Here is a 26,149-nt window from a genome sequence, read left to right on the forward strand (position 1 = left end):
TTGATAGGAAGAATTCGTTGATGACAGAACGCTACTATCTGGTCTTAGACTTTGGAGGCACATCAGTAAAGTGTGCAGTGATGAATCACGAAGCAAAGATTTTCGAACGCTTCTCTTTGCCAAGTCGAGTGGCGTCTTATGACGTTTGGCTGGACTCTTTAGCTCCGAAGTTGCAACAGCTGAAACAAGATTACGCGTTAGCAGGTATAGCTGTCAGCACTTGTGGTGCTGTGAACGTTGAAACGGGCGTGATCGAAGGCTCAAGTGCACTCGATTACATCCATGGCTTTGATGTTAAGTCGCTATACCAAGAACGCTTTGGGCTACCTACAGAGCTTGAGAATGATGGTTGCTGCGCTGCACTAGCAGAAGATTGGTTAGGCGCCGCCAGTGAGTCAGATGAGTTTTGTTTATTGGTACTAGGCTCTGGTGTAGGCGGTGCTATCGTCAAATCGGGTCATATCCTGAAAGGGCATCATCTTCATGGTGGAGAATTTGGCTATAGCATCTTGCGTTTTGAGCAAGGGAAACCATTAACATATTCTGATCTGGCCTCAACGCGAGGCATTATTGAACAAACCGCTCGCGCTAAAGAGATATCACCAAAAGAATTAGATGGCCTTAAAGTTTTTGAGCTATATGAACAAGGTGATGAGGCAGTTATCGCTGCCGTTGAGCAGTGGTACTTTGACTTGGCAACCGTACTTATCAATGTCCAATACTCAGTAGACCCGCAATACATCCTTTTAGGCGGTGCTATCAGTCGCAGTTCGGGTTTGATCGACAAGCTTAATCAAAAGCTGGATGCCATTTTAGCTCAACACCCCATTGCGAAAGTTCGTCCAAATCCAAAACTGACCCAATTTGGCAACGATGCCAATTTGATTGGGGCACTGAAACATTTTTTGAATACACAAGGTTAGTAATATGACTAAGTACACTTTTCCACAGAATTTCATGTGGGGCGCGGCTGCGTCTGGCATTCAGACAGAAGGCTCTACCAATAAAGCAAACGACTCTATTTGGGATCTTTGGCATCAAAAGAGCCCTGAGCGTTTTTACCGTGGAATTAGTTCAGAGACGGTGACGGACACGTACCATAGATACCAAGAAGATGTTCAGAACATGAAGAAAGTTGGCTTTAACTCTTTCCGAACTTCTATTCAGTGGTCTCGATTGATCAAAGATTATGAAACGGGCGAAGTGTGTCAGGATGCTGTGGCATTTTATAACAACTACATAGATGAAATGATCGCTAATGGCATCGAGCCAATGATGAACCTATATCACTTCGATATGCCAGCGGAGTTGCAAGAGAAATTTGGTGGTTTTGAATCGAAAAAAGTGGTCGATATGTTTGCCGATTATGCCGAGACAGCGTTCAAACTGTTCGGCCATAAAGTGAAATACTGGATCACGTTTAATGAGCCTATTGTTCCGGTAGAAGGCGGCTATCTGTATGACTTCCATTATCCATGCAAGAAGGATGGCAAGTTGGCGGTGCAAGTAGCGTTTAATATCATTCTTGCTCATGCTAAAGCCGTTCATCGCTTCAATGCGCTGGAACTTGAGAACTCAAAGATTGGTATTGTGCTTAACCTAACGCCGTCCTATACGCGCAACGACAGCGAAGAAGACAAGAAAGCGGCATGGTATGCCGACTTACTATTTAACCGCAGCTTCCTAGACCCAATGGTGAAAAATGAAATTCCACAAGAATTGTGTGATGTTCTTGAAGAGCAGGGCGTAACACCAGAGACGACATCGAAGGAAGTTGAGTTAATCACAACCGCCAAAGTTGAGTTTCTAGGTGTGAACTACTACGTTCCACGTCGCGTGAAAGCACGTGAAGCGAGCTATGACTTGGATTACTTTACGCCAGAGGTTTATTTTGAGAACTATGTGAACCCCGAAGGCCGATTCAATCCTTATCGTGATAATAACGAGATCTTACCCACCGCCGTTTATGATATTGCTAAGAATGTTCAGGAAAACTACGGCAATATCCCTTGGTATTTAGCTGAAATCGGCATTGCTATGGACGTCGAATCAGAAGGTGAACCGGGTGAGGATGGACTGATTGACGATTCATTCCGCACAGGGTTGATGAAAGAGCACTTAGTTCAACTGCATAAAGCAATCCAAGAAGGTTCAAACTGTTTTGGTGTTCATCAGTGGACATTTATCGACAACTGGTCTTGGTTAAACTCGTTTAAACGTCGTTATGGCTTTTATCGCTTGGATTTAGAAACGGGTAATCGAATTCCAAAAAAACACGGTTTGTGGTTCAAAGAACTGGCGACAACGGGCAGCTTTGAAGACTAAGCTTATTGGCATTGGTAGCAAGTAGATAAAAAACGGTGTCCAGTGTGACACCGTTTTCGTTTGTCCGTCGAGGCTATTGAACGTAAGTGGCGGTCGTGTACAATACCAAACGTTTGCTTCGTATAACCCCAATGATATGGTTTGGGGGTCTCTACCAGCTCCCGCAAAGTGCTGATTACGAAGAGTCAAGATCACATTAGTGTCTTGCTCTTTGTATTGGCGTTCGAAAATTACCTCAAACTATTCCTATACTTAGAGTAAGTGCACCCACAACAATCATAATAGGTGGAATATGAACGCATTTATTCAAGATCTTCCCAAAGTAGAGTTGCACCTCCATATCGAAGGGTCATTAGAGCCAGAACTTCTGTTTAAACTGGCACAAAGAAATGGTATCTCACTTCCTTATGCCTCACCTGAAGCGCTGCGCACGGCCTACGACTTTGAAGATTTGCAGTCGTTTCTCGATATCTACTATCAAGGTGCGAATGCTCTTATTACCGAGCAAGATTTTTACGACTTAACATGGGCCTATTTGGAGCGCTGTAAAGCGGATAATGTTATTCATACCGAGATCTTTTTTGACCCTCAAACACATACAGAGAGAGGGATAGCCTTTGAGACGGTGATCAAAGGTATTCACCGTGCACTGCAAGACGGTGAAACGACACTGGGTATGACCTCACAAATCATTATGTGCTTTTTAAGACATCTTTCTGAAGACTCTGCCATCGAGACGCTCAAACAAGCTTTGCCATACAAAGATCTGATTGTAGGGGTGGGGTTGGATTCTTCTGAGCAAGGCCATCCACCAGAGAAGTTCGCGCGTGTGTTTAAAATGGCTAAAGAACATGGCTTTTTGACTGTCGCTCATGCTGGAGAAGAGGGGCCTGCTCAGAACATCGTTGATGCCATAGAACTATTAGGCGTAAGCCGGGTTGACCATGGTGTTCGCTGTGTGGAAAGTGACGAACTCGTTGCGCGTCTTATTGAGACGAAAATGCCGTTAACTGTCTGCCCACTATCAAACATCAAGCTGTGTGTATTTGATGATATGTCGCAGCACAATATTGTGAGCCTACTTCGCAAAGGTGTTGCGGTTACTATTAACTCAGACGACCCTGCTTATTTTGGTGGCTACATGACGGACAATTTCAAAGCGGTAAGTGAAGCACATGAAATGACCCACCAAGAATTGGCGCAACTGACAATTAACGCGATTAACGCAAGTTTTATTGATGAGTCAACGAAGCGAGAGTATCGCAGCAGGGTTGCTAATTTTGTGGCGCGTTTTCGTTAAAGGCATTAATCGGTAGGAAAAGCAAAGTCGTCACTCCCGAAAAAGGTGGCAGCCTCAAAAAAGGAATGACGACTTATACAGTTACTCAATTGTCATTAGGGTAATTGAGTTCCTTATTTTTAGCGCGTTACTCTTTTGGCTTCAATAATAACTAGCACAATAACGCTGTTTTTCTTTACATTTGTGAAACATTTCAACTTCTGTATATCAAATTCGCTCCACTACTCGGATTGAGATCACGAGCCAGGTCTATTCTCTGATTTACTTTATTCTCGAATGTGAGCAGGCAATCATATCGGGTTCGCACTATGCTTTTAGTGGTCTGTTCTAGTTTCATATGGAATGCAGGGGAACATGATGATGAAATATGGAGTGTTGCTGTCGTTACTCATACCAATCAGCAGTTATGCGCTTGACCGTTCTTGGGATGAAGTTACGGTTCCTAGTAAAGGCGCTTCCTCATCAATTGGCAGCTACGCCAACGGATGTTTAGCTGGAGGAGAAGAGCTCTCTCTAGATGGCACCGGATATCAGGTCATTCGTGCTCAGCGTAATCGTTATTACGGGCATCAAGATATGATCCACTATCTAACCGATCTAGCGAGCAAGGTCGATCGGCTGGGCATGGGGCAACTTCTGGTGGGTGACATTGCTATGCCACGAGGAGGACGATTCACATCAGGACATGCCAGTCATCAAACTGGGCTGGATGCAGATATCTGGTTAAGACTACCCAATGAGCCACTGTCAAAGCAAGAATTGCAAGACCCAGAACCCTATCCGGTGGTCGACATCGACAAGTATCGTTTCAAAAAGGACAAATGGACCAGTAATCACTCATTATTGATTCAGGTTGCGGCGGTTGACGATCGTGTCGCGAGAATTTTCGTTCACCCACTCATTAAAAAACAGTTGTGCGAAGTGTCATGGAAAGAACGAGACTGGCTGCGAAAAGTACGGCCATGGTGGGGGCACTATTACCATTTTCACGTAAGGTTGCATTGTCCAGAAGGGGATGAGCAATGTGTAGCGCAAAATGCGCCTCCACCTGGAGATGGCTGTGGTGCAGAGCTTGCTTCTTGGAAACCCTATATTCCGACGAAAAAGGTTTCGAAGCCCGAGAAAGTGGTAGTGAAGAAAAAGAAAACACCTCGACCCAAATACAACGAATGTGTCGCATTGCTCAGTGAACCATAATGCTGGGTCAAATTTCTACCTAAGCAGGTTGAAGGGGAGTGATCCCCTTCGGTGCTTGCTCCAGCCAGAAGACGGCTGGACATAGGCGCGTTGGAAACATTGAAATAACAGTTAGATACGGTACTCTATCGTTACTTGATTTCCATCGACACGAATGTTGGTGATGTCGCCATCTACTGTGAGGCGAGTATTGAAAAGGCGATCAGTGCTAGACACAGCCTCGACTGAGCCGCGAAGAGATGGCAGGTGGTATGTCGGATCAATGTGCAGTAGTTTACAAAATCGGTCTATAAAAGTGGTATCTAGTGGCACATTTCCGTTAAGGCGGTTGGATAGTTCAAGTTGACTCAAATTCAAACGTTTAGCCACTTCCATTTGTGTGATATGCATCTTTGCTTTTTGAGACATCCAGACCCGATAAAGCGCTTCGGTATCCTGTTGCGTAAAATTCATTATTTGTTTAACCCCTGCAATGCCGAGAGGGTAGGTTCCCTCTTCATTTAATTGCTGCCTATTCAAACCTAATTGGTCAAATCGGTTGTCAACAACATGCAAACCAAGTAAATGTCATGTGCGAATAGAGAAAGGTTTATGCAATTTTCATCCAAACTGGATGCAGTATCAAAGGATGCTGATATAACACAAACAATCTAATGACAAATATATTAGTGAGGTGGATCTCATTTCTTACCAGTCGCAGACAAAACTGGACTATTTATTCTAGTATCCCTGAGTATATTCAATTTGTTTGATGAATGAATTGTTGTTAATTGATAAGGAATAGTACTTCGGGCGGTGGTTATGGATGCGTTTTCTCTCGATATGAGAACGCTTAATTTTATCATTATACTTTTTAGTTGTGTCTACTGTATCGGACTCCTGCTCTACCAGCGTTCACAGCAAAAAGTTGCGGGTTTGACCATGTTTTCATTGGCTTTGTTGGTGATGGGGACGGGACCGCTTTTGATAAGCTTTCGTGGGCTTTTGCCAGAGTTTCTGACAGTCATTACGGCTAACATGCTGATTGCCTGTGCATTTCAAATGATACTGCACAGCCTATGTGAGTTTAGACAAGCCAAGCTGCAATACTCGTATTGGTGTATGACGACGATTCCCTTGGTGTTTTTGTCTTTTGTTTATTTTACCTATTACCAAGCGTCTATTGAGAACCGAGTTGTGGCTATAACTAGCTATTTAGCTTTAGTTACTTTAGTGTCGGCGAGGGTTATGTCAGTAGGAAAGCAACAAGACTTACCTCTCGCAGTAAGAACTATGGTGTTGACGTTTGTACTATATGGCAGCTTCATGGTTTATCGAAGTTACTACGCTATTTCGGGAGAGGCGATCGTGCAGTTTATGGACGCTGGTTTTGTGCATTCGATGGCTTTCTTACTTAGTATTTTTCTCATTGTTTCTATTAGCTTCAGTATGCTGTGGATGATCAACGGTAGACAAGTGAGTGCTATTAACGCGCTTTCTTATTTTGACCCCTTAACTCAGCTTGGTAATAGGCGAGCTCTTGAAGTTTACATTGAAGAAGACTTACCAAAGCAGCTTGCTCGGGGAACCAACGTGAGTGTCATTATGCTTGATATTGATTTCTTCAAGATGATCAATGACAGGTACGGGCATATCGCTGGAGACAAGGTGATTCGCAAAGTATCAGACATCATTCAAGATTCATTAAACGGTGGCAATACAACGTTTCGCTTTGGTGGGGATGAAATTATGGTGGTGCTTTACGATATGGATTTACACCAAGCGCGAGCATTAGCCGAACAGCTACGAAGTCGAGTGGAACAGTACGGAAGCATCAAGGGCGAAGATTTTTCCATTAGTTGCAGTTTTGGAGTTGCTCAGCTTGTTGATGATGAATCTTGGGACTCATTGGTTGGGCGAGCAGATAAAGCGCTTTATGAAGCTAAAGAGTCCGGGCGAAACAGGGTATGCTCGTGCACTTTGACGTCTTTGGACATGCGCTATGCGTAGTTGGCGTGTGGAATATAATTAAAGAAACGCCCCTCATTAGTGAGGGGCGTTTTGCTATTTAGCTTGGGCAACTTCATCCACCAGATAGAGGATGGATTGGTAAGGAATACCGCTGTGATGAGACAGGCCAATTTCGCAAGTAATACTGTTGCTAAAGCCTCGTGTGCATCCACTTGGAACTTGCTGCTTGAGCGGAGCAACCGCCGCTTCATTAAGTTCTGGAGTGGTAAAACCCTTGTCTCCTGCCCAGCCACAGCATTGAATGTGTTCGGGTAAAACCACGTCACTGGCGCAAGCTTTAGCGAGATTCAACATTGATTGCTCTAAACCCATACGTCTAGAACTGCAGGTTACATGAAGCATCACAGTCTCGTCTATCGGTGCCAATGTTAAAGTATCTAACAAGTAATCGTGGGTAAACTTGACTGGCTCAACAATGGTCATGGGTTTGGTGAATTGCTCAATACTGCGTTTTGCGCATGGACTGGTGTCCATGAGAATAGGGTATGTACCGTTTTCGCTGGCGTCCCATAACGCGTCTTCAAGTTGAAGACTCTTTTGTTTCGCTATATCCACCATGCCTTTACTGTCGTAGGGCATACCACAACATTGGTCACTCAGCTTTTTAGGAGTAACCAATTCAAATCCAGCTTTTGAGATAAGTGACAATGTCACCTCCTCTAGCGAGCGTTGATCCCATGCTGCGGGTTGAGTTTGCATATTGCGACTTGCACATGATGGGAGATATACGACTTTCTTTAGTGTTGAGTTTGAAGTCGGTCTGTCATCGAGTGCTTTGACAAGATCGAAGTGACTCCCGTTTGGTGTCTCGGCGAGCCATGCAGGTGTGGCGTCTTTAGTGATTGAGCGCATTCCTTTAGCGATATTCGCCACTCGCTGTGCTCCAAGGAGATTAGAGGCGACGTGACCGCTTTTAAGGCCAAACCTGGCAATAGTGGTTGTCGCACTAAAGTGATCAGCGGTCCATTTTGCAATGGGTCGAAACTTCTCATACTTAGGAGCTCGCAGCTTCTTCACCAACTCCCCTGTATTGATACCGACAGGACAGCGATCAGCACATAAACCAGTTGCTGCACAGGTATCCAATCCTTGGTATTCAAATACTTTTTCTAGCTCGCTAGCTTGAGTTGATTCGCCATTGGCTCGGCGACGTTGCAGCTCGCGGAATAGAACAATACGTTGTCTAGGAGAGAGGGTGAGAGTACGTGATGGGCATACGGGTTCACAGAAGCCACACTCGATGCAACGATCAACAATATCGTCGGCCGCGGGCATAGGTTTGAGATTTTCGATGTGCGAATGTGGGTTGTCATTGATGATTACGCCCGGATTCAATAATCCTTGAGGATCGAATAAGGTCTTGATGCGTTGCATTAAGGCATAGCCTTCTTGTCCCCATTCAAGTTCCACGTAAGGTGCCATGTTTCGCCCTGTACCGTGCTCGGCTTTTAATGAACCTTGATACTTTACTGCGACTAAATCAGCCACATCATCCATAAAACCACCGTAGCGTTCGATTTCCGATTGGCTATCGAAACCCTGAGTGAAGACAAAGTGCAAGTTGCCTTCAAGCGCATGACCAAAGATGATGGCTTCATCGTACTGATATTTGTCAAACAGTTGCTGCAGATCTCGCACTCCAGCTGCTAAATTTTCTACTGGGAATGCAACGTCTTCAATAATGACGGTGGTACCCACTTCGCGCACGGCACCAACAGCAGGGAACATGCCTTTGCGAATCCCCCAGAGCGTTGCGACAGTATTCGGGTCAAGGGTGAACGGCACCGATTCAATAATGGTGTAATCCGAAAGTGATGCCATTACTTTCGTGGTGTGAGTATCCAGTGTGATTTTATCTGAGGCGTGAACTTCGATAAGCAGAGCGGTTGCTTCTAGGTCGAGTTGCTGAATAAAGCTTGGCATACCCGGTTTGTCGGCTACTGAGCGCAGCGCTCGACCATCCATCATCTCCACGGCAGCGACTGGGGTACTCGATAGTGTTGTCACTGCTTGGCTTGCTTCTTCAATGTTAGAGAAGACCAGTAAAGTAGAGGCTTTGAACTCATGTTCTACTACAGTGTTGTAAGTAATTTCAGCAATGAAACCTAATGTACCTTCTGAACCAATCATAAGGTGTTCAAGGACTTCGATAGGATCAGAGTAATCGACAAGTGCGTTTAAAGCGTATCCAGTGGTGTTCTTTAATCGGTACTTGTGGGCAATTTTACTAGCAAGTTCGTTATTGGCTTGCGTTTCTTCGGCTAATGTTTTGAGTCCTTCAATCAAACTCGGGTTGGTCTGTTTAAAACTCTTAATACTTTGTTGACTCCCCGTATCCAAAATTGAGCCATCTGCGAACACTAATTTCATGCTCTCAACAGTACGATAGGAGTTCTGTGCCGTACCACAACACATGCCGCTGGCATTATTAGCTGCAATTCCGCCGATTTTACAGGTATTGATCGACGCTGGATCTGGCCCGATTTTTCGTTGGAAAGGCAGTAGATACTTATTTGCATCAGCGCCAATGACACCAGGTTGCAGTTTGATTTGTGCGCCATCATTGATAATGGTATGACCGCGCCAGTCGTCGGTAAGAGCAATCAATACAGAGTCCGATACCGCTTGCCCTGAAAGACTAGTCCCTGCCGCGCGAAAGGTGAAAGGGACGTTGTGTTCTTTACAACATTGGATAGCGAACACCACCTCGTCGAGGTCTTTGAGCCTTAGAACGATCTGAGGAATGAGTCGATAGAAACTGGCATCGGTGCCATAAGCCAGTCGTTGTGCATCGTCTGTGATGATGCGCTCGCTATCAATCTTGGTGGCGAGCTGTTGTTTTACTACTGAATAGCGTTGTTCTTTGGTATTAAGTTCTTCTTGTGTCTTAGTGTCTACATGGCTCATTCCAGTGTCCTTTATTTTTATTCGTCTTCCAGCAGTAAAACGATCAGCTGGCTTGGTCCGTGTGCGCCATAGGCGAGCGTTTGTTGAATATCAGCAGTTTTTGACGGGCCGGATATTAATAACGCGTTTGTAGGCATGTAGTGATTCCAGTTGTTCTCCTGCATCACCTGTAAGAAATGACCATACAGTGCTGATTTCTTAACGACGGCAATGTGGCTCGGTGGCACTAGCGATAGTGTTCTAGGCTCATGCTCTGTAGGCCAAAGTATCAAAGCACCAGTATCAGCGATACCTCCGAGGGCGTGTGTGATACCTACATCAATATCGTTAAACAGTTCAGATTTCCATTGCTCAATTTCTTTATTGAATGTGGTCACGTTTCGTGTGCTGGTGGCGACTTCAAAATCGTTGATGTATTCACCAGCCGTGCCAATTGCGATGTTCTGAAATTGATATTGCTCCATAACGGATTGTAAAGTAGGGCTTAATTCCGCCCTTGTGGTGACTCGAACATCGGCGTGGTTTGCTGTCATCATGTCAATGAAGCGCTGAGCTTTATCATCGGTCGTAATATCTGGGTGACTACCCCAAGGAAAAAATGCCATCTCTTCGGCTGATTTGGGGGTTCGCTTTGCCTGTTTTAGACGCCCAAGAATGTTATCTTTCGCAAGTCTCGTATTCATGCTCATTTCCTCTGTTACTTCTTAGGCTCGGTCTTATTTTTCTCAACCATAATCTGGTGCAGTGTTTTCTTAGCTGGCTTAGGACTGGTTCGACATTGTGTCCAAGCACCCAGTTTATTTGGAATTAAGCTCTGCAGTTTGGTCGCCATAAATGTCCCTGCATGGTAGAGATGGGATGAACTTGCGGCTAAAGCAAACCCTTTCATCGCCGCAGACTCCATTTTGCTGTGTGCTGCGTTCTGTCCGTTGAGTTCAAGGTTATCTTTACTCGCTTTATTCTTCGCTTCTTTGCGAAGGCGCAACAGCATTTCTGGAATAGGGATGCGTACCGGACACACTTCACCACACGCGCCACATAGACTTGAAGCCGTCACGAGATCTTTAGTTTTATCGATTCCCAATAGGTGAGGAGAAATGATCTTGCCAATTGGGCCGGGATAAACGGTGCCATAGGCGTGGCCACCAATCTTGGTATAAACAGGGCAGTGATTCATGCATGCTCCACAACGAATACATTGCAACGTTTTGCGTAGCTCTTCGTCTTGGAAGGCTTGGCTACGGCCGTTGTCGAGCAGAATTAAGTGGACTTCCTGAGGTCCGTCTTTCTCTCCTGCTTTACGAGGAGAGCTGATCATATTGAAGTAGGTCGTAATTGCCTGCCCAGTGGCAGAACGAGTCAACGCGCTATACAAAGGCGGCACGTCTGTGAGGTATTCAACGACTTTTTCGATACCGGTAATCGCAATGTGGACGTTAGGTACTGTGGTAGACATCCTGCCATTGCCTTCATTTTCTACCAAACACAGCGTTCCCGTTTCAGCTACGGCAAAGTTCACGCCCGATAAGCCGATGTCGGCTTCAAAGAACTTTTGTCTCAAGCGAGTACGTCCGGTCTGAATCAAGCTATCAACGTCGGTGGTAGGACTAAACCCCTCAAGATTTGCTTCGAATGTGTCACTGACTTCTTGCTTATTCTTGTGGATAGCCGGCATGATGATGTGCGATGGTTTGTCACCATCAAGTTGTACTATGTACTCGCCCATGTCGCTTTCAAGACATTCGATACCCAGTTTTGCCATCTCATGGTTCATCTCAATTTCTTCACTGACCATAGACTTACCTTTGATGATGCTTTTGGCGTCATGCTCGGAAGCGATAGAGGCGATAATCGCATTAGCTTGTTCGGGATTTTCTGCCCAATGGACTTGGATACCGTTTCGATAACAGTTGAATTCCAGTTGTTCGAGTAGTTCCGGTAACTTGCTAAGACAGCGCTGACGAATAGCTTCGGCTAAATCGCGAGTCTGCTTCTCTTCATCCAAATCAGAGAAAGCTGTTTTACGTTTATCGCGCAGGTAGTCCATTGCGCCACGGAAATTAGCTCTAAGCTGCTTATCGGCTAAGGCATCTTTTGCTAGGGCGTGAAACTGTTCAGGAGTCTGGCTCATTAGGATTCTCCTCGGGTACGTTCTAGCAAAAATGAGGCTAAATGGCGGCCTTTGATGGCTTTGCCTTGATATTCATAAGCACCGTTAATATTGAGTAAGCAACCCCAGTCAGCACTGACTAAAGTATCTGATGCTGTTGCTTCGATATGTCGAGTTTTGTCTTCAACCATCGCTTGGGAAATATTTGGATGCCTGACCGAAAAGCTGCCACCAAAGCCGCAACACTCACTCTCGTAGTCTTGCATTCTCAGTTCGACATTGGATAGTTGGTTCAGTAATTCTGTGGCGGTAACGTGGACGTTCATTTCGCGCCTAGCAGCGCAGGAGGTATGCATGACAACGCTCGTTGGTTGACCTTTGTCATCTAGCCTTACACGACATACATTCACCAAAAATTCAGTGAGTTCAAAGACGCGGTCACAGAAGCTATCCACTTGAGCTTGGTTCTTATCGCCTTTGAACAATCGGCGATAATGATGGTGCATCATTCCTCCACATGAACCTGATAATACGATCACAGGAATTTCTTCTGAGAATAGTTCCATTTGGCTTTGCGCGACTTGCTTAGCTTCATTTTCATAACCTGAGGTATAGGCTGGTTGGCCGCAGCATGTTTGTTTTTCAACAAACTCCACATCGATACCTTGTTGCTTCAGCAATGTCATCGCATCAAGACCGGCTTCAGGGTCAAATACATCGACGAGGCAAGTGGCATAAAAATAAATTTTGCTCGGTTTTGAGGGATAGATTCGCATTGCTTTGCTCCAGCACCAGACCCATTTTTATGGGTTTATATTCTTATATAGACTAGTTGTAACATTCTGAAAAATAAGCGCACTTACCTTCTTGAGATAATTCACAACTTCGCTCAAAAAACGAGGTAAGTGCGTGGTTAATTGAACCTAAATTAGTTCATTAAGGCGTCAGTGAAATGGAAGCCGTAAACCAGAGCCAATCCAATAAGGCCAGTAACGACTAGGTAATAGAATGTTGGGATAATTGTTCTGCGTAACGTTAGGCCCTCACGGCCCAGCAGTCCTACGGTAGCAGAGGCGGCGACGACGTTATGAATAGCGATCATATTACCGGCTGCTGCTCCTACCGCCTGCAATGCAATCACGGCAGTGGTTGAAATAGTAAGAGTCTGTGCAACTTCAAATTGGAACTGGCTGAACATCATGTTCGACACCGTATTTGAGCCCGCAATGAATGCGCCTAGAGCACCGATTGTTGCACTTAGCGCAGGAAAGGCTTCACCAACCATGGCTGAGGCAAGGTTAGCCGTGGTCACTGGCATGCTGGCTAAATCGGCCCCGTTTACTCCAGAGTTAATGAAGATACGAACCATCGGGATGGTAAACACAAGAACGAAGCCAGCTCCTATTAGCGTTTTGCTCGATTCACCAAAAGCGGCGGCCAGTGGTTTCGTACTACGTGATTGAATAATGACTGCCAACAGGGCAACGAATACTAGGATACCGCCGGGTAAATATAGGGGTTGAATAGCGGTGCTAATGCCGGTCTCTCCAAGGATATTGCCGAACGATAGACTCACACTGGTCAGGAAGCCTTTAAACTCAGAGCTCACTCGGCTAGCAACCAAGATGACTGCTAATAGCACATAAGGTAACCATGCAACGGCCATTGACATCGGTTTTCCGTTTGATTCTGAAAGATCCATTTTTAACGAACCTAGCCATTCAGTTGGCCATTTATCTTCGCTTTCAAAATCCCATTTTGATTTCGGCACTAGGAAGCCTTTTTTTGCCGCACTGACAACGATGGCTAAGCCGACAAGCCCGCCAATGAGTGATGGGAACTCAGGGCCGAGAAGAATACCTGTGAGCGCATATGGAATCGTAAACGCAACCCCAGCAAATAGTGCAAATGGCAGGATGTCTAAACCTTCTGTCCAGCTGCGGTTCTTACCAAAGAAACGGGTTAACATCATTGCCATGAGCACTGGCATGAGTGTTCCAACACAGGCATGAATAATGGCAACGTTAGCCGTAATTTGCTGTAAATACATGTCCCATGAAGCGCCATGAGAAACCAAAGACTCGGTGATGTTGTGGGTATCTAGACCTTTGTTTACACCGACTATGATAGGTGTACCTACAGCGCCAAAAGAGACGGGCGTGGATTGAATCATCATACCCATTAATACCGCGGCTAGCGCAGGGAAGCCAATGGCGACAAGCAATGGTGCTGCAATTGCCGCAGGGGTCCCAAACCCAGATGCGCCCTCAATGAAGGAGCCAAAACACCACGCGATGATGATAGCTTGCACTCGACGATCGGGGGAAATGTCGGTGAAACCGTTACGAATTGTGGTGATGGCTCCTGTATGTTTGAGGGTGTTGAGCAAGAAAATTGCACCAAACACTATCCAGAGTACGGAGACGGTAATTCCAAAGCCTTGAAATACCGACGCGAGAACGCGAGTGACAGACATATCCCAAGCAAATAAGGCAATAATTACGGTAAGTCCAAATGCAACAGGCATGGCTTTTTTTGCGGGCCAATTGAGACCGACCAGTAAGATGGCCGCGACAACGATAGGCGAAAATGCCACGAGGGCTAATAGAGTTTCAGACATGGGTTACTTCCTTTTGTCTTAGCTCATCCACTCCAACTATGTGAATGGGCGAAGTTGTCTTTATTATTTTTGTAATAGGGTTGTTAAGGTGGGGTGAATTTATCCCTTTATTTTTTGTTGATATAGAGAAATAATGAAAATGATTATTTCCAAAATTGGCATAATGTGATGCGAGCAGACGACTTGATTCTGTTCTACCAAGTGGTAGAAACAGGTGCTTTTAGCCGAGTGGCAGAGCAAAATAACCTTACAAATTCGGTAGTTAGCAAACGAATTGCGCGTTTAGAAGAGGAGCTGGGTGTCCAATTATTATATCGAACAACGCGCAAATTAACGCTCACTGAGGCGGGTAAAGCACTTGTACATGGTGCGAAAAATGTGAAGCAAGCCACCCAAGAGGCTATGGAATCAGTTTCAGGGTACGGCGAGAATATTAGTGGTCATATCAAAATGTCTGTGCCGTCTATCTCCGGCGATTTGATCTTAGCCGATGCCGTGGCCGAATTTTGTAACATGCACCCCGGGCTCACTGTCGATATGTCGTTGGATAATCGATTTGTGGATTTGGTGGATGGCGGGTTTGATCTTGTTATTCGTACTGGATATCTAGAGGACTCAAGTTTGATAGCGCGTCATATCTTGGATTCTCAGTGGGTAGTTTGTGCTTCTCCTTCCTACATAGCGAAAAACAGCAAACCGCTTAAGCCCGAAGATCTTACGCAACACAATTGTTTGCAATACGCTTATCAAACCACCGGAGCTTCAGAGTGGGAGTTTAAGGCAAATAAAGGTAACTATATCGTGCGCGTTTCAGGCTCATTTTCTACTGATAATGCCACTGCGCTGCGAAAGGCGGCATTAGGTGGACATGGTATCGCGTATGTCCCGCGCTGCTTGGTATACCATGACATACGTAATGGTCAGCTGGTGGATATTTTTCCTGACCAAGTGGGTAAACGTTTAGGAATTTACGCCGTTTATCCTTTTACTCGACAACCGCCGAACAAAGTGAGGCTGTTGATAGAGCATATCCGGACCCGCTATTTAGCGATATCTCACTACTTCTGATATCTCACTATTTCTGAAGAGGAGCGAATATTGACCTAGTGAGAACGTATCCTTCTCTGTTTGATCCATAGCTTGGAAAAATCACACCAACCAATAGAGTTGATTTCCACGCCTCGAATACGAGAAGGGATACTCAAAGAAAGATCTTCGGACTTAATAATCGTCAGTACATGGTTTTTGTGTAACCAAGTAAGCAACGCGTCGAGAATCTGCTTTTGCTTTGATGTGTCCGTCTCCGAACGTGCGGCCGACAGAGTGTGCTTCAAATGGTCTTGTTGCTTCCAGGTTAGGTTTGCTTGCCAATATGGGTAGAGTTTAAAAAACGCTATTAGGCTAGTGGTTCTATCTCCTTCTAAGCGAATACCACCAATGGCTAGGTCTTGTTTCGGTTCAGGGTGACCATAGACGACTTGGGTACCGGTTGCAGTAACGTTTTGTTGTTTGAGAGCACTAACGAGTTTGCGTGAAAACCAACGGTTTTCGTTGTTGTTTTCAAAGCAAAAATCGACATGCGTATCGCAGGGGATCGGTGAGTCTAGTCGATCGCTAAATAACCTCTCCAAACTGTTTTGAAACGACGAATTCTGCAGGGCTCTGTTATTGATGAGTAGGAAAAAGTAGCCAATATCAGAGGTTGAAGCCATGTATTGCACTTGCTCATCGCTAAGGAAGAAGAAGTTTTCAGCGCATTTCTTATCTTCTGCCCACTCCTTGTGAATCCAAAGTTCGATATGTTCGACCAGAGCCGACTGACCACAAAAGTTCGGATTGCGTTTCAAGCGAAGCAGTTTCTCGGAACTCACATCGACTATAAAGGGGCCTGAGCCTATTGGTTTGAAGTGACTCTCGGCACGATAGATAAACTGTTTAGGCATAATGGATGCCTCGGCCCTGCTCAGCAGCTTAGGTAGATGTGGGTCAGGGTGCTTAAGTGTTATCTGGATTTGGTTAGCAGTATGACTAGTAATGTCAGCGATATGATCGTACAACGCACGCCAATAAGGTGAGAGAGTTAGCGCCTTTAGGCTCTCTACTACGTCATTGGTGGTGACTGGAGACTGATCATGAAAGACGACCCCACTGCGCAGATAAAAGACCCAGCTAGTCTTCCCATCATCACTTTCCCAGGCGTGAGCGAGGCTACCACTTAACTCAGTTCCCCTGACATTTACTAGAGTCTGGAACACCTCGTGAATGAGGTGACGTTCAGTACGCTCCATAGTGTGATGGGGGTGTAGCCAACTGAGCTTGCGATGAAATGGAGCAAAAATGGTATCTTCACTGGCTGTTGTCGCATGCGTAAGGTATTGCTTTAGGCCACTAGCGACATTGCGGTTGTTGAAGCCAATCAGCTTATGCGCCATATCGTAGTTGCCTTCTACAGTTGCTTGTTCTACCTCTTTGTAGCAGGCCTCAATAGGTTCTTGTAGGCAGACAAGTTTGCCCTTCATTCCTCTGCCACGAAGAGGAGTCCAGGACAACCATTGCTTAGCTTCCATTTGATTAAGTAGCGTTCGCGCATGTCGCTCGCTGCATTGAAAATGCTCCGCAATTGTGCCGATAGTAATACGATGATCTCCCGGCCCTAATTGCTTAAAAAGGTTTTCGTAGAGCTCAAGTTTACGTCTGTCTGCTGCCATTGATTATTTAATCTCGTTGTTCCGGTTTTTCTGTGATGGAGTCTTTATGTCGCTCTGAAGATATAGATAAACCCCAAAACGCATCAGTACCAAACAGCTCGTTCAGTCGCTCGGCACGCTCCGCTGGAGAGATGTAAAACAGCTTTCCAAGTAAGCTATTATCGTCCTCATATTTATAGGTGGCTTGAAAGTAATTAGCAACGAAATTGAAAAATGTCATAGTGTAAAGCCTCTGTTGTTTCGATAGCAAAAGCTTACACTTGGTAGGATTTGAAAAACCGGAACAGATTTTTACACTGTTCCGGTTTTATAAATGAATGGTTAATTTAATGCATTAACGAGCGACGGCGCCACCTAAGGTTAAGTCGTCTGGCCATTGAGTAATGATGTTACCGCCTAGATAGATATTTCCTTTGATCGTGAGCTTTTGGGGAAAAGTGGTTATTTGCGAACCGCCCAGATAAAGGTTGCCTTCAACGACCAAACCATTAGGAAGTTCAGTTAATTTAGTGCGGATGACACTTAGGTCGCCTTTGACATACATACCATTTGGTAATTTGGCTATGGGTGTATCCGTGAGGTTGATATAGCCACCAGGAACAACACCAGCTGGCCAAGCTTTTAATCGGCTTCCGAGAAAGTTAGCGTATCCTGTGATTTTGGTTCCTCTTGGCATGAATTCCACTAAACTATCTGAGGCATCTAAGCTACCTTTGATTTCAAGATTATTGGGTAGCATTTTAATAGGTGTCTTTGCGATATTGAGGTTGCCTTTTACGATTAGTCCGTCGGGAAGTGTTGTATATGGCTTATTTCTCAGGTCAAGGTTGCCATAATTATCAAGATGGTTAAGTAGCTTATAATGATCGAGATCTTGTGCCACAACAGAGAAGGTGGTGAACAGAAAGACTGCAGTTACTGCAGCAAAAAAACGAATCATAATAACGAGATACCATACAATCAGAACGACGTAGGTAGTTTGCAATGGAAATTAAGAGAAAACAACGGAAATCACTGGGCCTTGTGACCGCGATAATGTGTGCCTTCGCCGTGCCCTTGTCGGCCAAAACCATCACCACCCCAGGAGCAGATGTTGGAGCTGCGGTATTGTTATCGGATTCCAAGCTAGGTAAGCGAGTCTGTTATTACAACGACAAAGCGTATTCTTTAGGATCGGTGATAAATGTGGAAGGCGTAGTGTTGCAATGTGTGGCGGAGCAGGACTTTGAAATGAATGGTCAGCTTAAGTGGAAGCAATTAAAAAGCGAGCAATGATGCTCGCTTGATGCAGCGTAAACTCTAGTTATCTTGCTAGAGAACGTGTTTTTAGTTCGAAGATCAGTTTTTCCGCACTGACTTCGAACTTGAATCGAGCAGTGAGCTCTTTTGAGCTTTCTTCAAGTGGTGAAACTTCAAACTCTACGTTCTTACAGACAGCTTGAGCAAGTTCAACATACTTTTGAAGTTCAACTTCTAACTGTGCTTTTGAATCACTGAATAGCTGAACCTCGGCGACGTCGTCGCCTTCTTTGATGATAAAGCCCATTTCACCAGCTACACCACATGCGTCGCATACGGTTGGCTCTTCATATGTATTTGACATAACGATACCTCTTACAAAATCTGTGGTTATTCTATATCTGTGGAAATAAGGTATCCAGTAATAAATACCTGATCAAAGGATTAGGCCATTGCGTTAAGATATGGTTTTGTAACAGAAATTTTCTAATTGTTAATTATTTTTATCTAATTAAGCGATAAGTGATATATCAAATTACTATAAGTCATTGCTTTTTAATATTTTTTTATTATGCAAGTAATAGTGCATCTTTGTGATCGAGTTCTCATAAATGAGACTTGCGCACTAGTGATGTAGTACAGACTAGTTTATCAATATCAGAGAAGTGTTAGACTTTATAACTTATTAATCAATGGTTTGTTTTTTATAATATTCTCAATGAAACGCATGGTGTTCATGAGTTTAGCCAATAATTCGCCTCAGGTGCCGTAAACTGAGTTTTAACAAATCGATACGTTAATGAATAGAAAACTATACCGAGTACTGCTTTAATTATGGTATAGCATACAGTGAACGCACATAACGATAAGAGAAGAGCTTTAAGATGCCAAAGCGTAGTAAAGAAGATACTGAGATTACGATCCAGAAAATTATGGAAGCGGTCGTTGATCAGATCATCCGACTAGGATACGACAAGATGTCGTACACCACTTTGAGCCAACAGACAGGTATTTCGCGAACCGGTATTAGTCACCATTTTCCAAAGAAAACGGACTTTACGGCAGCGCTTGATGGTCGAATTTTCAAGATGTTCGTGGAACACTTGGAATTTGAAAAAGGAATCAATGGTTTTACTGGCAGTTGGATTGAGTCGTTGAAGAATCCAGAATTCTTGGCGATCTTAAAGCTACTTTTCCATCATATTGTCACTTCTGAAAACTCGCATGAGTTTGCGTCGAAAGGAATAGATAGGCTATACAAACTGGTTGAGTCTCAGTACGGCGCAGGCAGCGACAAAGAACTAGAATGGTTAATTGGTCGTTCACTGATTCAGTTGTCAAAATAACCAACGCTTGAATAAAAAAAACCGCTTGTTCACAAGCGGTTTTTTTATTGCGGGTGAACACCAATAGAGATGTCAGTTTAATCAACTTGCTAAGACGACGGGAAAGCCAAGCTGCGGATGCTGGGTAATTATGGTTTTGTAGCCATATACTCGCTCAATCATCTCACTATTGATGGCATCTTTTGGAGCACCATCGGCGACCAATTTGCCGTCGTGTAAAATAATGATTCTATCGGAATACTGAGAGGCGAGATTCAAGTCGTGCAAAACAATCACTACCGCAGTGTTGTGGTTGTCAGCTAGCTCACGAGCGATAGCTAATGTGTTGTGTTGATGAGCAAGATCAAGTGCAGATGTTGGTTCATCAAGCATTAGGATCTTCTTGTCGCCAGAAAGATGTAATTGAGTTAGTACACGAGCTAAGTGAACTCGTTGTTTTTCGCCACCTGATAGTGAAGGATAGAGGCGATTCGCCAAATGTACTATGTCGGCCTGTTGCATGTACTGTAGAGCAAGCTTTTTGGTGTCCTTATTAGGCATGCCAAGCGGAATGGCCCCAAGTTCGACCACTTCCGAAGCAAGAAAAGGAAAAGATAACGTACTGTGTTGGGGTAATAAGCCCAAATGCTTTGATAGTATTTTGGGGTTCCATTGTTTTCTTGACCGACCAAAGTAAGCAACGTTGGCCTCAGAGTCTGTTTCACCACAAAGCAGCTTTAACAAGGTGCTTTTTCCGGCACCATTCGGGCCTAGCAACGTGGTGACTTCTCCCGAATTCAACTCAATACTTACGTTGTCCAAAATTACCCGCTCACCGAAACTAACACTGACATCATTGGCGGATATGGCAGGAGATTCTTCTTGGGTTAACACTAAAGGCTGTGCTGCTGCCATCGTATCTACCATAGTAGCGCTCATAGGATTTTCCCTTTCTGCTGGAATAATAAGTAGAGAAAGAAGGGCGCGCCGATAATGGCGGTCACGATCCCTACGGGTAACTCTGCTGGAGCAACCGCAACCCGAGCAAACATGTCAGCGGCGATCATCAGTAACGCCCCCAATAAGGCAGACAGTGGTAGCAAAGTGCGATGATCTGGGCCAGACAACATGCGTCCTAGATGTGGAATGACTAGCCCAATAAACCCAATCATGCCGGAGACACTCACGGTGACGCCTACCCCAACGGCAGTAAGCAAAATCAATTGACGTTTGAGTTTTTGAACTGGGATACCAAGGTGTTTTGCTTCTGATTCCCCAAGAAGTAGAGCATTTAACGACATTGGTTTTTTATAGAAAAAGTAAAACAACCCGATAAGTGTAACGGCTGACAAAGCAATTTTGCCCCAAGTTGCTCCTGCTAATGAGCCCATTGACCATAAGGAAAGATCGCGCAACATTTGATCGTCGGCAACGAAGTTAAGAAAACCGATACCAGCACCAGAAAGTGCGCTAATAGCCACCCCAGCAAGTAACATAATAGTTACCGACGTTCCGAATTTGCTAGTGCCAAGTTTGTATACGAGCAGAGTTGTCAGTGCGCCACCAAAAAACGCGAAAACAGGCACGACGGCTAAAGCCATAAACTGAGGAAAGTCAACTCCGATTATTGAAAAACCTACAATCGCAATCGCTCCGCCAAGAGAAGCTCCGGCCGAGACACCTATAATACCTGGCTCCGCAAGTGGGTTTCGAAACAAACCCTGCATGACCGTCCCACTTACAGCCAAAATAGCCCCAACAAACATACAAAGCATGGTTCGTGGTAATCGGATATCGTGAATAATCAGATTGATATGCGGGGCTAGGGTATTACTTCGACTGGTGAGCGCAATAACGCTGTCCATAATGGTAATATTCATTGGACCAACTGTTATCGAGTAAACAGCAGAAAAGAAGAGTAAAACTGCGAAGCCGCCGAAAACGTAGGTATTAGAGAACCGTCTTAACATAAAAGTTGAATATCTCTTTCAAAGGTCACAGCGTGGCGGCAAACACCACGCTGTTATGGTGATTATGGATAAAGTATTTCGTTAATGCGTTTGGCTTCCGCCAAGCTCTTGAGACCTAATCCACCGACAAGGGCATGACCATCAATCGTCACTATGTCACCATTTTTCCCTGCTGGAGTTGCGGCTAACAGAGGGAGCGCTTTTAATACCGCATCGATTCCGCCCATTTTCTCGTAGCTTCTACCGCTCACAAGAATCACATCAGGTTGCATTTCTAGCATGGCTTCATTAGATAGCGGTTTGTACGAATCAATTTGGCTAGCCGCTGGATTGATACCTCCCGCAAGCTTAATGATGGCGTCTGGAGTAGTACCATTACCTGCAACGTTAGCTGGGCGTCCTTCGTGAATCAGAAGGAATAGCACTTTTTTCATGTTGGATTGACTAGGCTGGTTACTGCTGAGTGCCTCCACTTGCTGAGCTACTTTTTCTTTTAGTTCACCAACCTTTGCTTCGCTGTTAGTTAGCTTGGCTATCTGGTCGATACGATGATTCAGCCCTTCGATGGTTGAAGACGTATCGACCACCTCAACCTCAACACCCACACGACTTAGCTGGTCGAGGGCTGGTTTTGGTCCCATCTCATCGGAACCAATAACCAGAGTCGGTTCTAGTGCCAATAGTCCTTCCGCAGAAAGAGCACGATGGTAGCCAACCTTAGGAATAGTGGTTCCCTCTGGCGTAACACTTGTTACATCAACCCCCACGAGTTTAGATTGAGCATCCAGCGCGTAAATCAGCTCAGTTACGGATGCGCCAGCGCTGACGATTTTTTCTGCTGCAGTTGCGCTAAAGAAAACCGCAGGAATAGTGGAAAGTGTGCCAACCAACATAAGGTTTTTAAGCGTTTTGTTCATTGAATAGTCCTTGTTAACTGGTGTGATTCTTAACTTGAATCATTATTAGTCTGTTGGTTCGTCGGTGAGCAATTGGGTCGCTGATATACCGTTCTCTTGCATAAAAGCAAGTAGTTGCACGAGATGTTGAACGTCTGCCGTTTTCTCAGCTCCAATAATGATTGGACTTTTGCTTGAACTGGATTGTTCGAGTAAGGCCAATTTGAAGTTTTCCCAGTCGATATAATGTTTACCATCTATAGCCCAATAGGGTTCTTGAGCCAGAATGTTGACGGTAATGGACTGCGTATCTACCTCAGAAACGGCAGAAGACTCGGTAGTGGGTAAGTCGACTTGCAGTGACTCTAAACGAACAGATGCCGTCAACATCAGAAAAACCATAACGACGAAGATGATGTCGAGAAGTGGGGTCAAATCTGGATAGAGCGAACTCTGCTGGTGGTTTTGGCTGACTTTAATCATGTGCCGCTCTCGCTGGCAGTTTATCGATATTGTCTACAACGAGTGGATCTTTATCAGAGTGCTGCATTTCCACGCCTTCTAACCATAAGTTAACGTAGTTAAGAGTGTGCTCAAGTTTGGCAACAATTCTGTCAGCCCAAAGCCCAATGAGTTGTGAACCTGCGATAGCAGGTAGTGCAATGATGAGACCTGCCGCAGTGGTTCTCATGGCCAGCCCAAGACCGTCAGCCAGATCATTCGGGGTGACGTTACCAGAGGCAGCCGCGATACCTTTGAACATCTCAATCAGACCTAGCACAGTACCAAGAAGGCCTAGAAGCGGGCTGATAACACCTATCAATCCTAAAATGCGTAGTCCAGAGTGGAGTTGGTGACGTTTATCTTGCAGCCAGATGGAAGCAGCGTCTTCTCGAAGTGATTTGGCAAATGAGTGGTGTGCGAGGAGCATTGCCACTCCTTTGTAAAGAAGCGGGCGTTTCTGAACTAAATCTTTCGCCAGTGCTTCGATCTCTTTTTCGTTTACCGGAGATGCTTGATTGAGCTCTTGTCGAATAGCACTCTTTCCTACACCACTACTAATAGCGATTTGAAATAGACGCTCGATGACGATCATTGCGGTTAAGGCAGAGCAGATGATAAGTGGCCATGCCATCAAGCCAAGTTGCTCTTCGAGATAATGCAGTTGTTCCATGATTAATCCAATTTAAAACGAACGGGTATTTGAATTCGATGTGCCATCGCCACACCGTTGACAGTATGTGTAGAGAATTGCCATTGTTTGATAGCGTCGAGCGCAGATTTATCTAAGATAGTCGCGCCAGAAGAGGAGATAAGCACCTGTTTTACTTGACGACCTTTTTCATCTAGCCAAATTTCGTACGTTGCAACACCTTCAATGCCACGTTTACGGGCAATACGTGGGTAGCGCGGTTGCACTGGTTTTGATAGAAACGCTGGTTCAGTCACCAAAATGGGTTCGCTGCTGACACCACTGTTTACGACCGCTTTAGGCGCACTGTCAGAGTTAGATGGTGTTTTATCTACTTTCTTCTCTGCGGTTTTCTGTGGCTTTAGTGGTTTGGTTTTTTCTTGCTTCACCACCTTTTCGACAGGCTTTTTCTGAACGGCCGGTTTAGGTTGAGGCTTCTTAACCACTTTCTTCGGTTCAGGTTTCTTAACGGGTTGCGGCTTCTTTTTCACCACCTCTTTCTTAACCACTCCGGGTGCTGTTTCATTCGCTACCGGTTTTTCTTGCGGCGTAGGCTTTGTTTTTTGCTGTTCGGCAGGCTTCTCAGCGGACGGTGCTTTTGGAGCGACAAAGTTAAGAGAAACTGATTGAGAAGTGCTTCCGGAAGGCATAGCAAATACTTGTTGTTCTTTATAAGCCAACATCAAGCTCATATGTAAGGCAACAGAAACAACGCCAGTAACAACATAGCGGGTAATATTCACAACAACTCCAGCCTATCCCTCAAATCAATTCACAACTGAGATTATGTATCACAATGAAAATAAGATCAATTATCAATTGCATTATCATTTAAGTCTATTTATGATCATTTAAGTTTTGGAACAGCCCTTTATTTTACGGGCTTTGAACTCTTTTGAGACTAGTTATGAAAATTGACTTGAATCAATTAAATGATTCTCATTTTGGTATATCGACGCCGGATCCACTCCGTTTTGCATTCAATAAAAAGTCATCTCCTCATGCCGGAGGAATGTCGATGCCAATCGCTGCTGAGCAGCAATCTCAGATTTTTGAGAACATCACGTCTACTTCTGTGTCTAAAGCAAATAAGCGGTGTCTCTATATCCATATCCCGTTTTGTCGGGTCAGATGTACATTCTGTAATTTTTTTCAAAACGCCGCGAGTCGCCAGCTTGTTGATGACTATTTCGAGGCTCTATTAAAGGAGATAGAAATAAAGTCCCGTTTGGCGTGGACGCAATCTGGATTATTTCACGCTGTGTATATCGGTGGGGGAACGCCTACGGACTTGTCGCCAGATCAGGTAGAGATACTCGGCAAAACTATTCGTTCTTCATTTCCGTTGTCTAGTGATTGTGAAATAACGCTTGAAGGTCGAACCAACCGTTTCACAGATGAGATGTTTGATAAAGCACTTGAAGGAGGCTTCAACCGTTTTTCGTTCGGAATTCAGAGCTTTGACACGAAAGTTCGCCGTAGCGCCAAGCGATTGGATGACCGTGAAGTCGTGCTGGAGCGAGTTGCTGCGCTAAGTGCAAGGGACGAGGCTCCTATAATTATCGATTTGCTTTACGGACTTCCATACCAAACCTTGGATGTGTTTGAGCAAGACTTACAAGACTTTTTGGATACGGGAGCACATGGCGCGGATCTTTATCAGTTAGTGGTTGGTGGTAGTGCACCGATGCTAAACATGGTCGAGAGAGGAAGAATACCAGCGCCGGCAACAACCCCGGACAAAGCCAGTATGTACGAACGTGGTGTTGCCTTTATGGATAAGCATCATATTAAACAACTGAGTGTTAACCATTGGGCTCGCGACAATCGTGAACGTAGTCAATATAACAGCTTGGCGAAAACTTATGCGGAGGTATTACCTGTTGGTTGCGGTGCGGGTGGCAACATTGGTGGCTATGGGTTGATGCATCACCGCTCACTTGATGCGTATATGGACGCAATGAAGAGTGGTCGTTCTATGATAGCGATGATGGTGAAACAAGGGCCGACTGAGTCCATCAATGCGGCACTCAAAGCGGGCTTTGATAGTGGTGTTGTACGTCGCAGCACACTACCAAGTTTCAAAGGACAGAATACATTCGAGCTGCTTAAACCATTATTTGCTATTTGGAGTAGAAATGGATTGGTGGAGCTAGAACAAGATTATCTGGTGCTGACTCTAGCTGGCAGTTTTTGGGCTGTGACGCTCGCACAGGGCGCCATTGAAGCGATTAATACGTTGAGCCCTCGTAAAAGTATGAACACACATCCGCATGGTCATGGTCATGGCCATGGTCAAAGTGGCAAAGGACATCCATCGAAGATGGTCTCTTAGCTTGTAAATATTGGA

25 protein-coding genes and 1 riboswitch are annotated in these 26,149 nt (G+C 44.9%); of the genes, 9 read left to right on the plus strand and 16 right to left on the minus strand.

Annotation, left to right across the window (positions count from 1 at the left end):
* The first annotated feature begins 20 nt into the window (after positions 1 to 20).
* The 4 genes from AWH66_RS01770 (at position 21) to mepA (ending at position 4,822) form a co-directional block, all read left to right on the plus strand.
* Positions 21 to 923, plus strand: coding sequence for an ROK family protein (locus AWH66_RS01770; RefSeq protein ID WP_063604990.1), 903 nt, complete (start codon positions 21 to 23; stop codon positions 921 to 923).
* A 4-nt stretch (positions 924 to 927) separates the two neighbouring features.
* Positions 928 to 2,325 (plus strand): glycoside hydrolase family 1 protein, encoded by a 1,398-nt coding sequence (locus tag AWH66_RS01775; protein ID WP_063604991.1) that lies wholly within the window; start codon positions 928 to 930, stop codon positions 2,323 to 2,325.
* 98 nt (positions 2,326 to 2,423) lie between these two features.
* Positions 2,424 to 2,523, plus strand: a riboswitch (purine riboswitch).
* A gap of 94 nt (positions 2,524 to 2,617) precedes the next feature.
* On the plus strand, positions 2,618 to 3,625 hold the full coding sequence (locus AWH66_RS01780; RefSeq protein ID WP_063604992.1) for an adenosine deaminase: 1,008 nt from the start codon (positions 2,618 to 2,620) through the stop codon (positions 3,623 to 3,625).
* A 360-nt stretch (positions 3,626 to 3,985) separates the two neighbouring features.
* Positions 3,986 to 4,822: a penicillin-insensitive murein endopeptidase gene (gene mepA / locus AWH66_RS01785; protein WP_063605164.1), complete on the plus strand. Its 837-nt coding sequence runs from the start codon at positions 3,986 to 3,988 to the stop codon at positions 4,820 to 4,822.
* Positions 4,823 to 4,933: 111 nt separating this feature from the next.
* Here the strand turns inward: mepA and AWH66_RS01790 are convergent, their stop codons facing one another.
* Positions 4,934 to 5,275: a helix-turn-helix domain-containing protein gene (locus AWH66_RS01790; protein ID WP_006074631.1), complete on the minus strand. Its 342-nt coding sequence runs from the start codon at positions 5,273 to 5,275 to the stop codon at positions 4,934 to 4,936.
* A gap of 348 nt (positions 5,276 to 5,623) precedes the next feature.
* Here AWH66_RS01790 and AWH66_RS01795 point away from each other — a divergent pair, with 348 nt between their 5' ends.
* Positions 5,624 to 6,811 carry a GGDEF domain-containing protein gene (locus tag AWH66_RS01795; RefSeq protein WP_063604993.1) on the plus strand — a complete coding sequence of 396 codons (1,188 nt, stop codon included), beginning with the start codon at positions 5,624 to 5,626 and terminating at the stop codon, positions 6,809 to 6,811.
* 54 nt (positions 6,812 to 6,865) lie between these two features.
* On the opposite strand, the gene AWH66_RS01800 is transcribed toward AWH66_RS01795, so the two are convergent.
* From AWH66_RS01800 to AWH66_RS01820, 5 genes are all read right to left on the minus strand, one after another.
* Positions 6,866 to 9,739 (minus strand): FAD-binding and (Fe-S)-binding domain-containing protein, encoded by a 2,874-nt coding sequence (locus tag AWH66_RS01800; RefSeq protein WP_063604994.1) that lies wholly within the window; start codon positions 9,737 to 9,739, stop codon positions 6,866 to 6,868.
* 17 nt (positions 9,740 to 9,756) lie between these two features.
* Entirely contained in the window at positions 9,757 to 10,422 is a 666-nt protein-coding gene (locus AWH66_RS01805) for a LutC/YkgG family protein (RefSeq protein ID WP_063604995.1), read from the minus strand.
* 14 nt (positions 10,423 to 10,436) lie between these two features.
* Positions 10,437 to 11,870: a LutB/LldF family L-lactate oxidation iron-sulfur protein gene (locus AWH66_RS01810; RefSeq protein ID WP_063604996.1), complete on the minus strand. Its 1,434-nt coding sequence runs from the start codon at positions 11,868 to 11,870 to the stop codon at positions 10,437 to 10,439.
* Positions 11,870 to 12,625 (minus strand): (Fe-S)-binding protein, encoded by a 756-nt coding sequence (locus AWH66_RS01815; protein WP_063604997.1) that lies wholly within the window; start codon positions 12,623 to 12,625, stop codon positions 11,870 to 11,872. The genes AWH66_RS01810 and AWH66_RS01815 overlap by 1 nt, the downstream gene beginning before the upstream one ends.
* A 152-nt stretch (positions 12,626 to 12,777) precedes the next feature.
* Positions 12,778 to 14,469: an L-lactate permease gene (locus tag AWH66_RS01820; protein ID WP_063604998.1), complete on the minus strand. Its 1,692-nt coding sequence runs from the start codon at positions 14,467 to 14,469 to the stop codon at positions 12,778 to 12,780.
* Positions 14,470 to 14,637: 168 nt separating this feature from the next.
* Between AWH66_RS01820 and AWH66_RS01825 the strand changes: the two genes are divergently transcribed.
* Positions 14,638 to 15,537 (plus strand): LysR family transcriptional regulator, encoded by a 900-nt coding sequence (locus AWH66_RS01825; protein ID WP_006074638.1) that lies wholly within the window; start codon positions 14,638 to 14,640, stop codon positions 15,535 to 15,537.
* Positions 15,538 to 15,572: 35 nt separating this feature from the next.
* Here the strand turns inward: AWH66_RS01825 and AWH66_RS01830 are convergent, their stop codons facing one another.
* From AWH66_RS01830 to AWH66_RS01840, 3 genes are all read right to left on the minus strand, one after another.
* Positions 15,573 to 17,177 carry an SgrR family transcriptional regulator gene (locus tag AWH66_RS01830; RefSeq protein ID WP_063604999.1) on the minus strand — a complete coding sequence of 535 codons (1,605 nt, stop codon included), beginning with the start codon at positions 17,175 to 17,177 and terminating at the stop codon, positions 15,573 to 15,575.
* A gap of 7 nt (positions 17,178 to 17,184) precedes the next feature.
* Positions 17,185 to 17,397, minus strand: coding sequence for a hypothetical protein (locus tag AWH66_RS01835; RefSeq protein WP_063605000.1), 213 nt, complete (start codon positions 17,395 to 17,397; stop codon positions 17,185 to 17,187).
* Positions 17,398 to 17,511: 114 nt separating this feature from the next.
* Positions 17,512 to 18,117 carry a leucine-rich repeat domain-containing protein gene (locus AWH66_RS01840; RefSeq protein WP_063605001.1) on the minus strand — a complete coding sequence of 202 codons (606 nt, stop codon included), beginning with the start codon at positions 18,115 to 18,117 and terminating at the stop codon, positions 17,512 to 17,514.
* Positions 18,118 to 18,200: 83 nt separating this feature from the next.
* Here AWH66_RS01840 and AWH66_RS01845 point away from each other — a divergent pair, with 83 nt between their 5' ends.
* Positions 18,201 to 18,452 carry a YnjH family protein gene (locus tag AWH66_RS01845; protein WP_420882854.1) on the plus strand — a complete coding sequence of 84 codons (252 nt, stop codon included), beginning with the start codon at positions 18,201 to 18,203 and terminating at the stop codon, positions 18,450 to 18,452.
* Positions 18,453 to 18,480: 28 nt separating this feature from the next.
* Here the strand turns inward: AWH66_RS01845 and AWH66_RS01850 are convergent, their stop codons facing one another.
* On the minus strand, positions 18,481 to 18,780 hold the full coding sequence (locus AWH66_RS01850) for a YfcZ/YiiS family protein (RefSeq protein ID WP_006074643.1): 300 nt from the start codon (positions 18,778 to 18,780) through the stop codon (positions 18,481 to 18,483).
* 520 nt (positions 18,781 to 19,300) lie between these two features.
* Between AWH66_RS01850 and AWH66_RS01855 the strand changes: the two genes are divergently transcribed.
* Positions 19,301 to 19,762: a TetR/AcrR family transcriptional regulator gene (locus AWH66_RS01855; protein ID WP_063605003.1), complete on the plus strand. Its 462-nt coding sequence runs from the start codon at positions 19,301 to 19,303 to the stop codon at positions 19,760 to 19,762.
* Between the two features lie 81 nt (positions 19,763 to 19,843).
* On the opposite strand, the gene AWH66_RS01860 is transcribed toward AWH66_RS01855, so the two are convergent.
* The 6 genes from AWH66_RS01860 to AWH66_RS01885 form a co-directional block, all read right to left on the minus strand.
* Positions 19,844 to 20,656: a heme ABC transporter ATP-binding protein gene (locus AWH66_RS01860; RefSeq protein ID WP_063605165.1), complete on the minus strand. Its 813-nt coding sequence runs from the start codon at positions 20,654 to 20,656 to the stop codon at positions 19,844 to 19,846.
* 20 nt (positions 20,657 to 20,676) lie between these two features.
* Positions 20,677 to 21,711 carry a FecCD family ABC transporter permease gene (locus AWH66_RS01865; protein ID WP_063605004.1) on the minus strand — a complete coding sequence of 345 codons (1,035 nt, stop codon included), beginning with the start codon at positions 21,709 to 21,711 and terminating at the stop codon, positions 20,677 to 20,679.
* Between the two features lie 62 nt (positions 21,712 to 21,773).
* A complete protein-coding gene (locus tag AWH66_RS01870) occupies positions 21,774 to 22,628 on the minus strand; it encodes a heme/hemin ABC transporter substrate-binding protein (protein WP_063605005.1) in 855 nt (284 codons plus the stop codon).
* Between the two features lie 45 nt (positions 22,629 to 22,673).
* Positions 22,674 to 23,090, minus strand: a complete 417-nt coding sequence (locus AWH66_RS01875) for an ExbD/TolR family protein (RefSeq protein ID WP_063605006.1) — start codon at positions 23,088 to 23,090, stop codon at positions 22,674 to 22,676.
* Positions 23,083 to 23,781: a MotA/TolQ/ExbB proton channel family protein gene (locus tag AWH66_RS01880; protein WP_063605007.1), complete on the minus strand. Its 699-nt coding sequence runs from the start codon at positions 23,779 to 23,781 to the stop codon at positions 23,083 to 23,085. The genes AWH66_RS01875 and AWH66_RS01880 overlap by 8 nt, the downstream gene beginning before the upstream one ends.
* A gap of 2 nt (positions 23,782 to 23,783) precedes the next feature.
* The gene (locus tag AWH66_RS01885) at positions 23,784 to 24,542 is read right to left on the minus strand and encodes an energy transducer TonB (RefSeq protein ID WP_063605008.1); all 759 of its coding nucleotides are present in this window, start codon (positions 24,540 to 24,542) and stop codon (positions 23,784 to 23,786) included.
* A 164-nt stretch (positions 24,543 to 24,706) separates the two neighbouring features.
* On the opposite strand from AWH66_RS01885, the gene hutW reads away from it, so the two are divergent.
* On the plus strand, positions 24,707 to 26,134 hold the full coding sequence (hutW, locus tag AWH66_RS01890; RefSeq protein ID WP_063605009.1) for a heme anaerobic degradation radical SAM methyltransferase ChuW/HutW: 1,428 nt from the start codon (positions 24,707 to 24,709) through the stop codon (positions 26,132 to 26,134).
* Positions 26,135 to 26,149 lie beyond the last annotated feature (15 nt).

The organism is Vibrio barjaei (assembly GCF_001639065.2).
Classification (GTDB): Bacteria; Pseudomonadota; Gammaproteobacteria; order Enterobacterales; family Vibrionaceae; genus Vibrio; species Vibrio barjaei.

What these genes read in the sequence shown, in the direction of transcription:
- AWH66_RS01835 (WP_063605000.1), bottom strand. Translation starts at nt 17,397, where the DNA reads ATGACATTTTTCAATTTCGTTGCTAATTACTTTCAAGCCACCTATAAA.
- AWH66_RS01770 (WP_063604990.1), top strand. Translation starts at nt 21, where the DNA reads ATGACAGAACGCTACTATCTGGTCTTAGACTTTGGAGGCACATCAGTA.
- AWH66_RS01860 (WP_063605165.1), bottom strand. Translation starts at nt 20,656, where the DNA reads ATGGCAGCAGCACAGCCTTTAGTGTTAACCCAAGAAGAATCTCCTGCC.
- hutW (WP_063605009.1), top strand. Translation starts at nt 24,707, where the DNA reads ATGAAAATTGACTTGAATCAATTAAATGATTCTCATTTTGGTATATCG.
- AWH66_RS01825 (WP_006074638.1), top strand. Translation starts at nt 14,638, where the DNA reads ATGCGAGCAGACGACTTGATTCTGTTCTACCAAGTGGTAGAAACAGGT.
- AWH66_RS01790 (WP_006074631.1), bottom strand. Translation starts at nt 5,275, where the DNA reads ATGAATTTTACGCAACAGGATACCGAAGCGCTTTATCGGGTCTGGATG.
- AWH66_RS01815 (WP_063604997.1), bottom strand. Translation starts at nt 12,625, where the DNA reads ATGCGAATCTATCCCTCAAAACCGAGCAAAATTTATTTTTATGCCACT.
- AWH66_RS01840 (WP_063605001.1), bottom strand. Translation starts at nt 18,117, where the DNA reads ATGATTCGTTTTTTTGCTGCAGTAACTGCAGTCTTTCTGTTCACCACC.
- AWH66_RS01775 (WP_063604991.1), top strand. Translation starts at nt 928, where the DNA reads ATGACTAAGTACACTTTTCCACAGAATTTCATGTGGGGCGCGGCTGCG.
- AWH66_RS01880 (WP_063605007.1), bottom strand. Translation starts at nt 23,781, where the DNA reads ATGGAACAACTGCATTATCTCGAAGAGCAACTTGGCTTGATGGCATGG.
- AWH66_RS01795 (WP_063604993.1), top strand. Translation starts at nt 5,624, where the DNA reads ATGGATGCGTTTTCTCTCGATATGAGAACGCTTAATTTTATCATTATA.
- AWH66_RS01875 (WP_063605006.1), bottom strand. Translation starts at nt 23,090, where the DNA reads ATGATTAAAGTCAGCCAAAACCACCAGCAGAGTTCGCTCTATCCAGAT.
- AWH66_RS01805 (WP_063604995.1), bottom strand. Translation starts at nt 10,422, where the DNA reads ATGAATACGAGACTTGCGAAAGATAACATTCTTGGGCGTCTAAAACAG.
- AWH66_RS01830 (WP_063604999.1), bottom strand. Translation starts at nt 17,177, where the DNA reads ATGGCAGCAGACAGACGTAAACTTGAGCTCTACGAAAACCTTTTTAAG.
- AWH66_RS01850 (WP_006074643.1), bottom strand. Translation starts at nt 18,780, where the DNA reads ATGTCAAATACATATGAAGAGCCAACCGTATGCGACGCATGTGGTGTA.
- AWH66_RS01865 (WP_063605004.1), bottom strand. Translation starts at nt 21,711, where the DNA reads ATGTTAAGACGGTTCTCTAATACCTACGTTTTCGGCGGCTTCGCAGTT.
- AWH66_RS01870 (WP_063605005.1), bottom strand. Translation starts at nt 22,628, where the DNA reads ATGAACAAAACGCTTAAAAACCTTATGTTGGTTGGCACACTTTCCACT.
- AWH66_RS01855 (WP_063605003.1), top strand. Translation starts at nt 19,301, where the DNA reads ATGCCAAAGCGTAGTAAAGAAGATACTGAGATTACGATCCAGAAAATT.
- mepA (WP_063605164.1), top strand. Translation starts at nt 3,986, where the DNA reads ATGAAATATGGAGTGTTGCTGTCGTTACTCATACCAATCAGCAGTTAT.
- AWH66_RS01780 (WP_063604992.1), top strand. Translation starts at nt 2,618, where the DNA reads ATGAACGCATTTATTCAAGATCTTCCCAAAGTAGAGTTGCACCTCCAT.
- AWH66_RS01820 (WP_063604998.1), bottom strand. Translation starts at nt 14,469, where the DNA reads ATGTCTGAAACTCTATTAGCCCTCGTGGCATTTTCGCCTATCGTTGTC.
- AWH66_RS01800 (WP_063604994.1), bottom strand. Translation starts at nt 9,739, where the DNA reads ATGAGCCATGTAGACACTAAGACACAAGAAGAACTTAATACCAAAGAA.
- AWH66_RS01810 (WP_063604996.1), bottom strand. Translation starts at nt 11,870, where the DNA reads ATGAGCCAGACTCCTGAACAGTTTCACGCCCTAGCAAAAGATGCCTTA.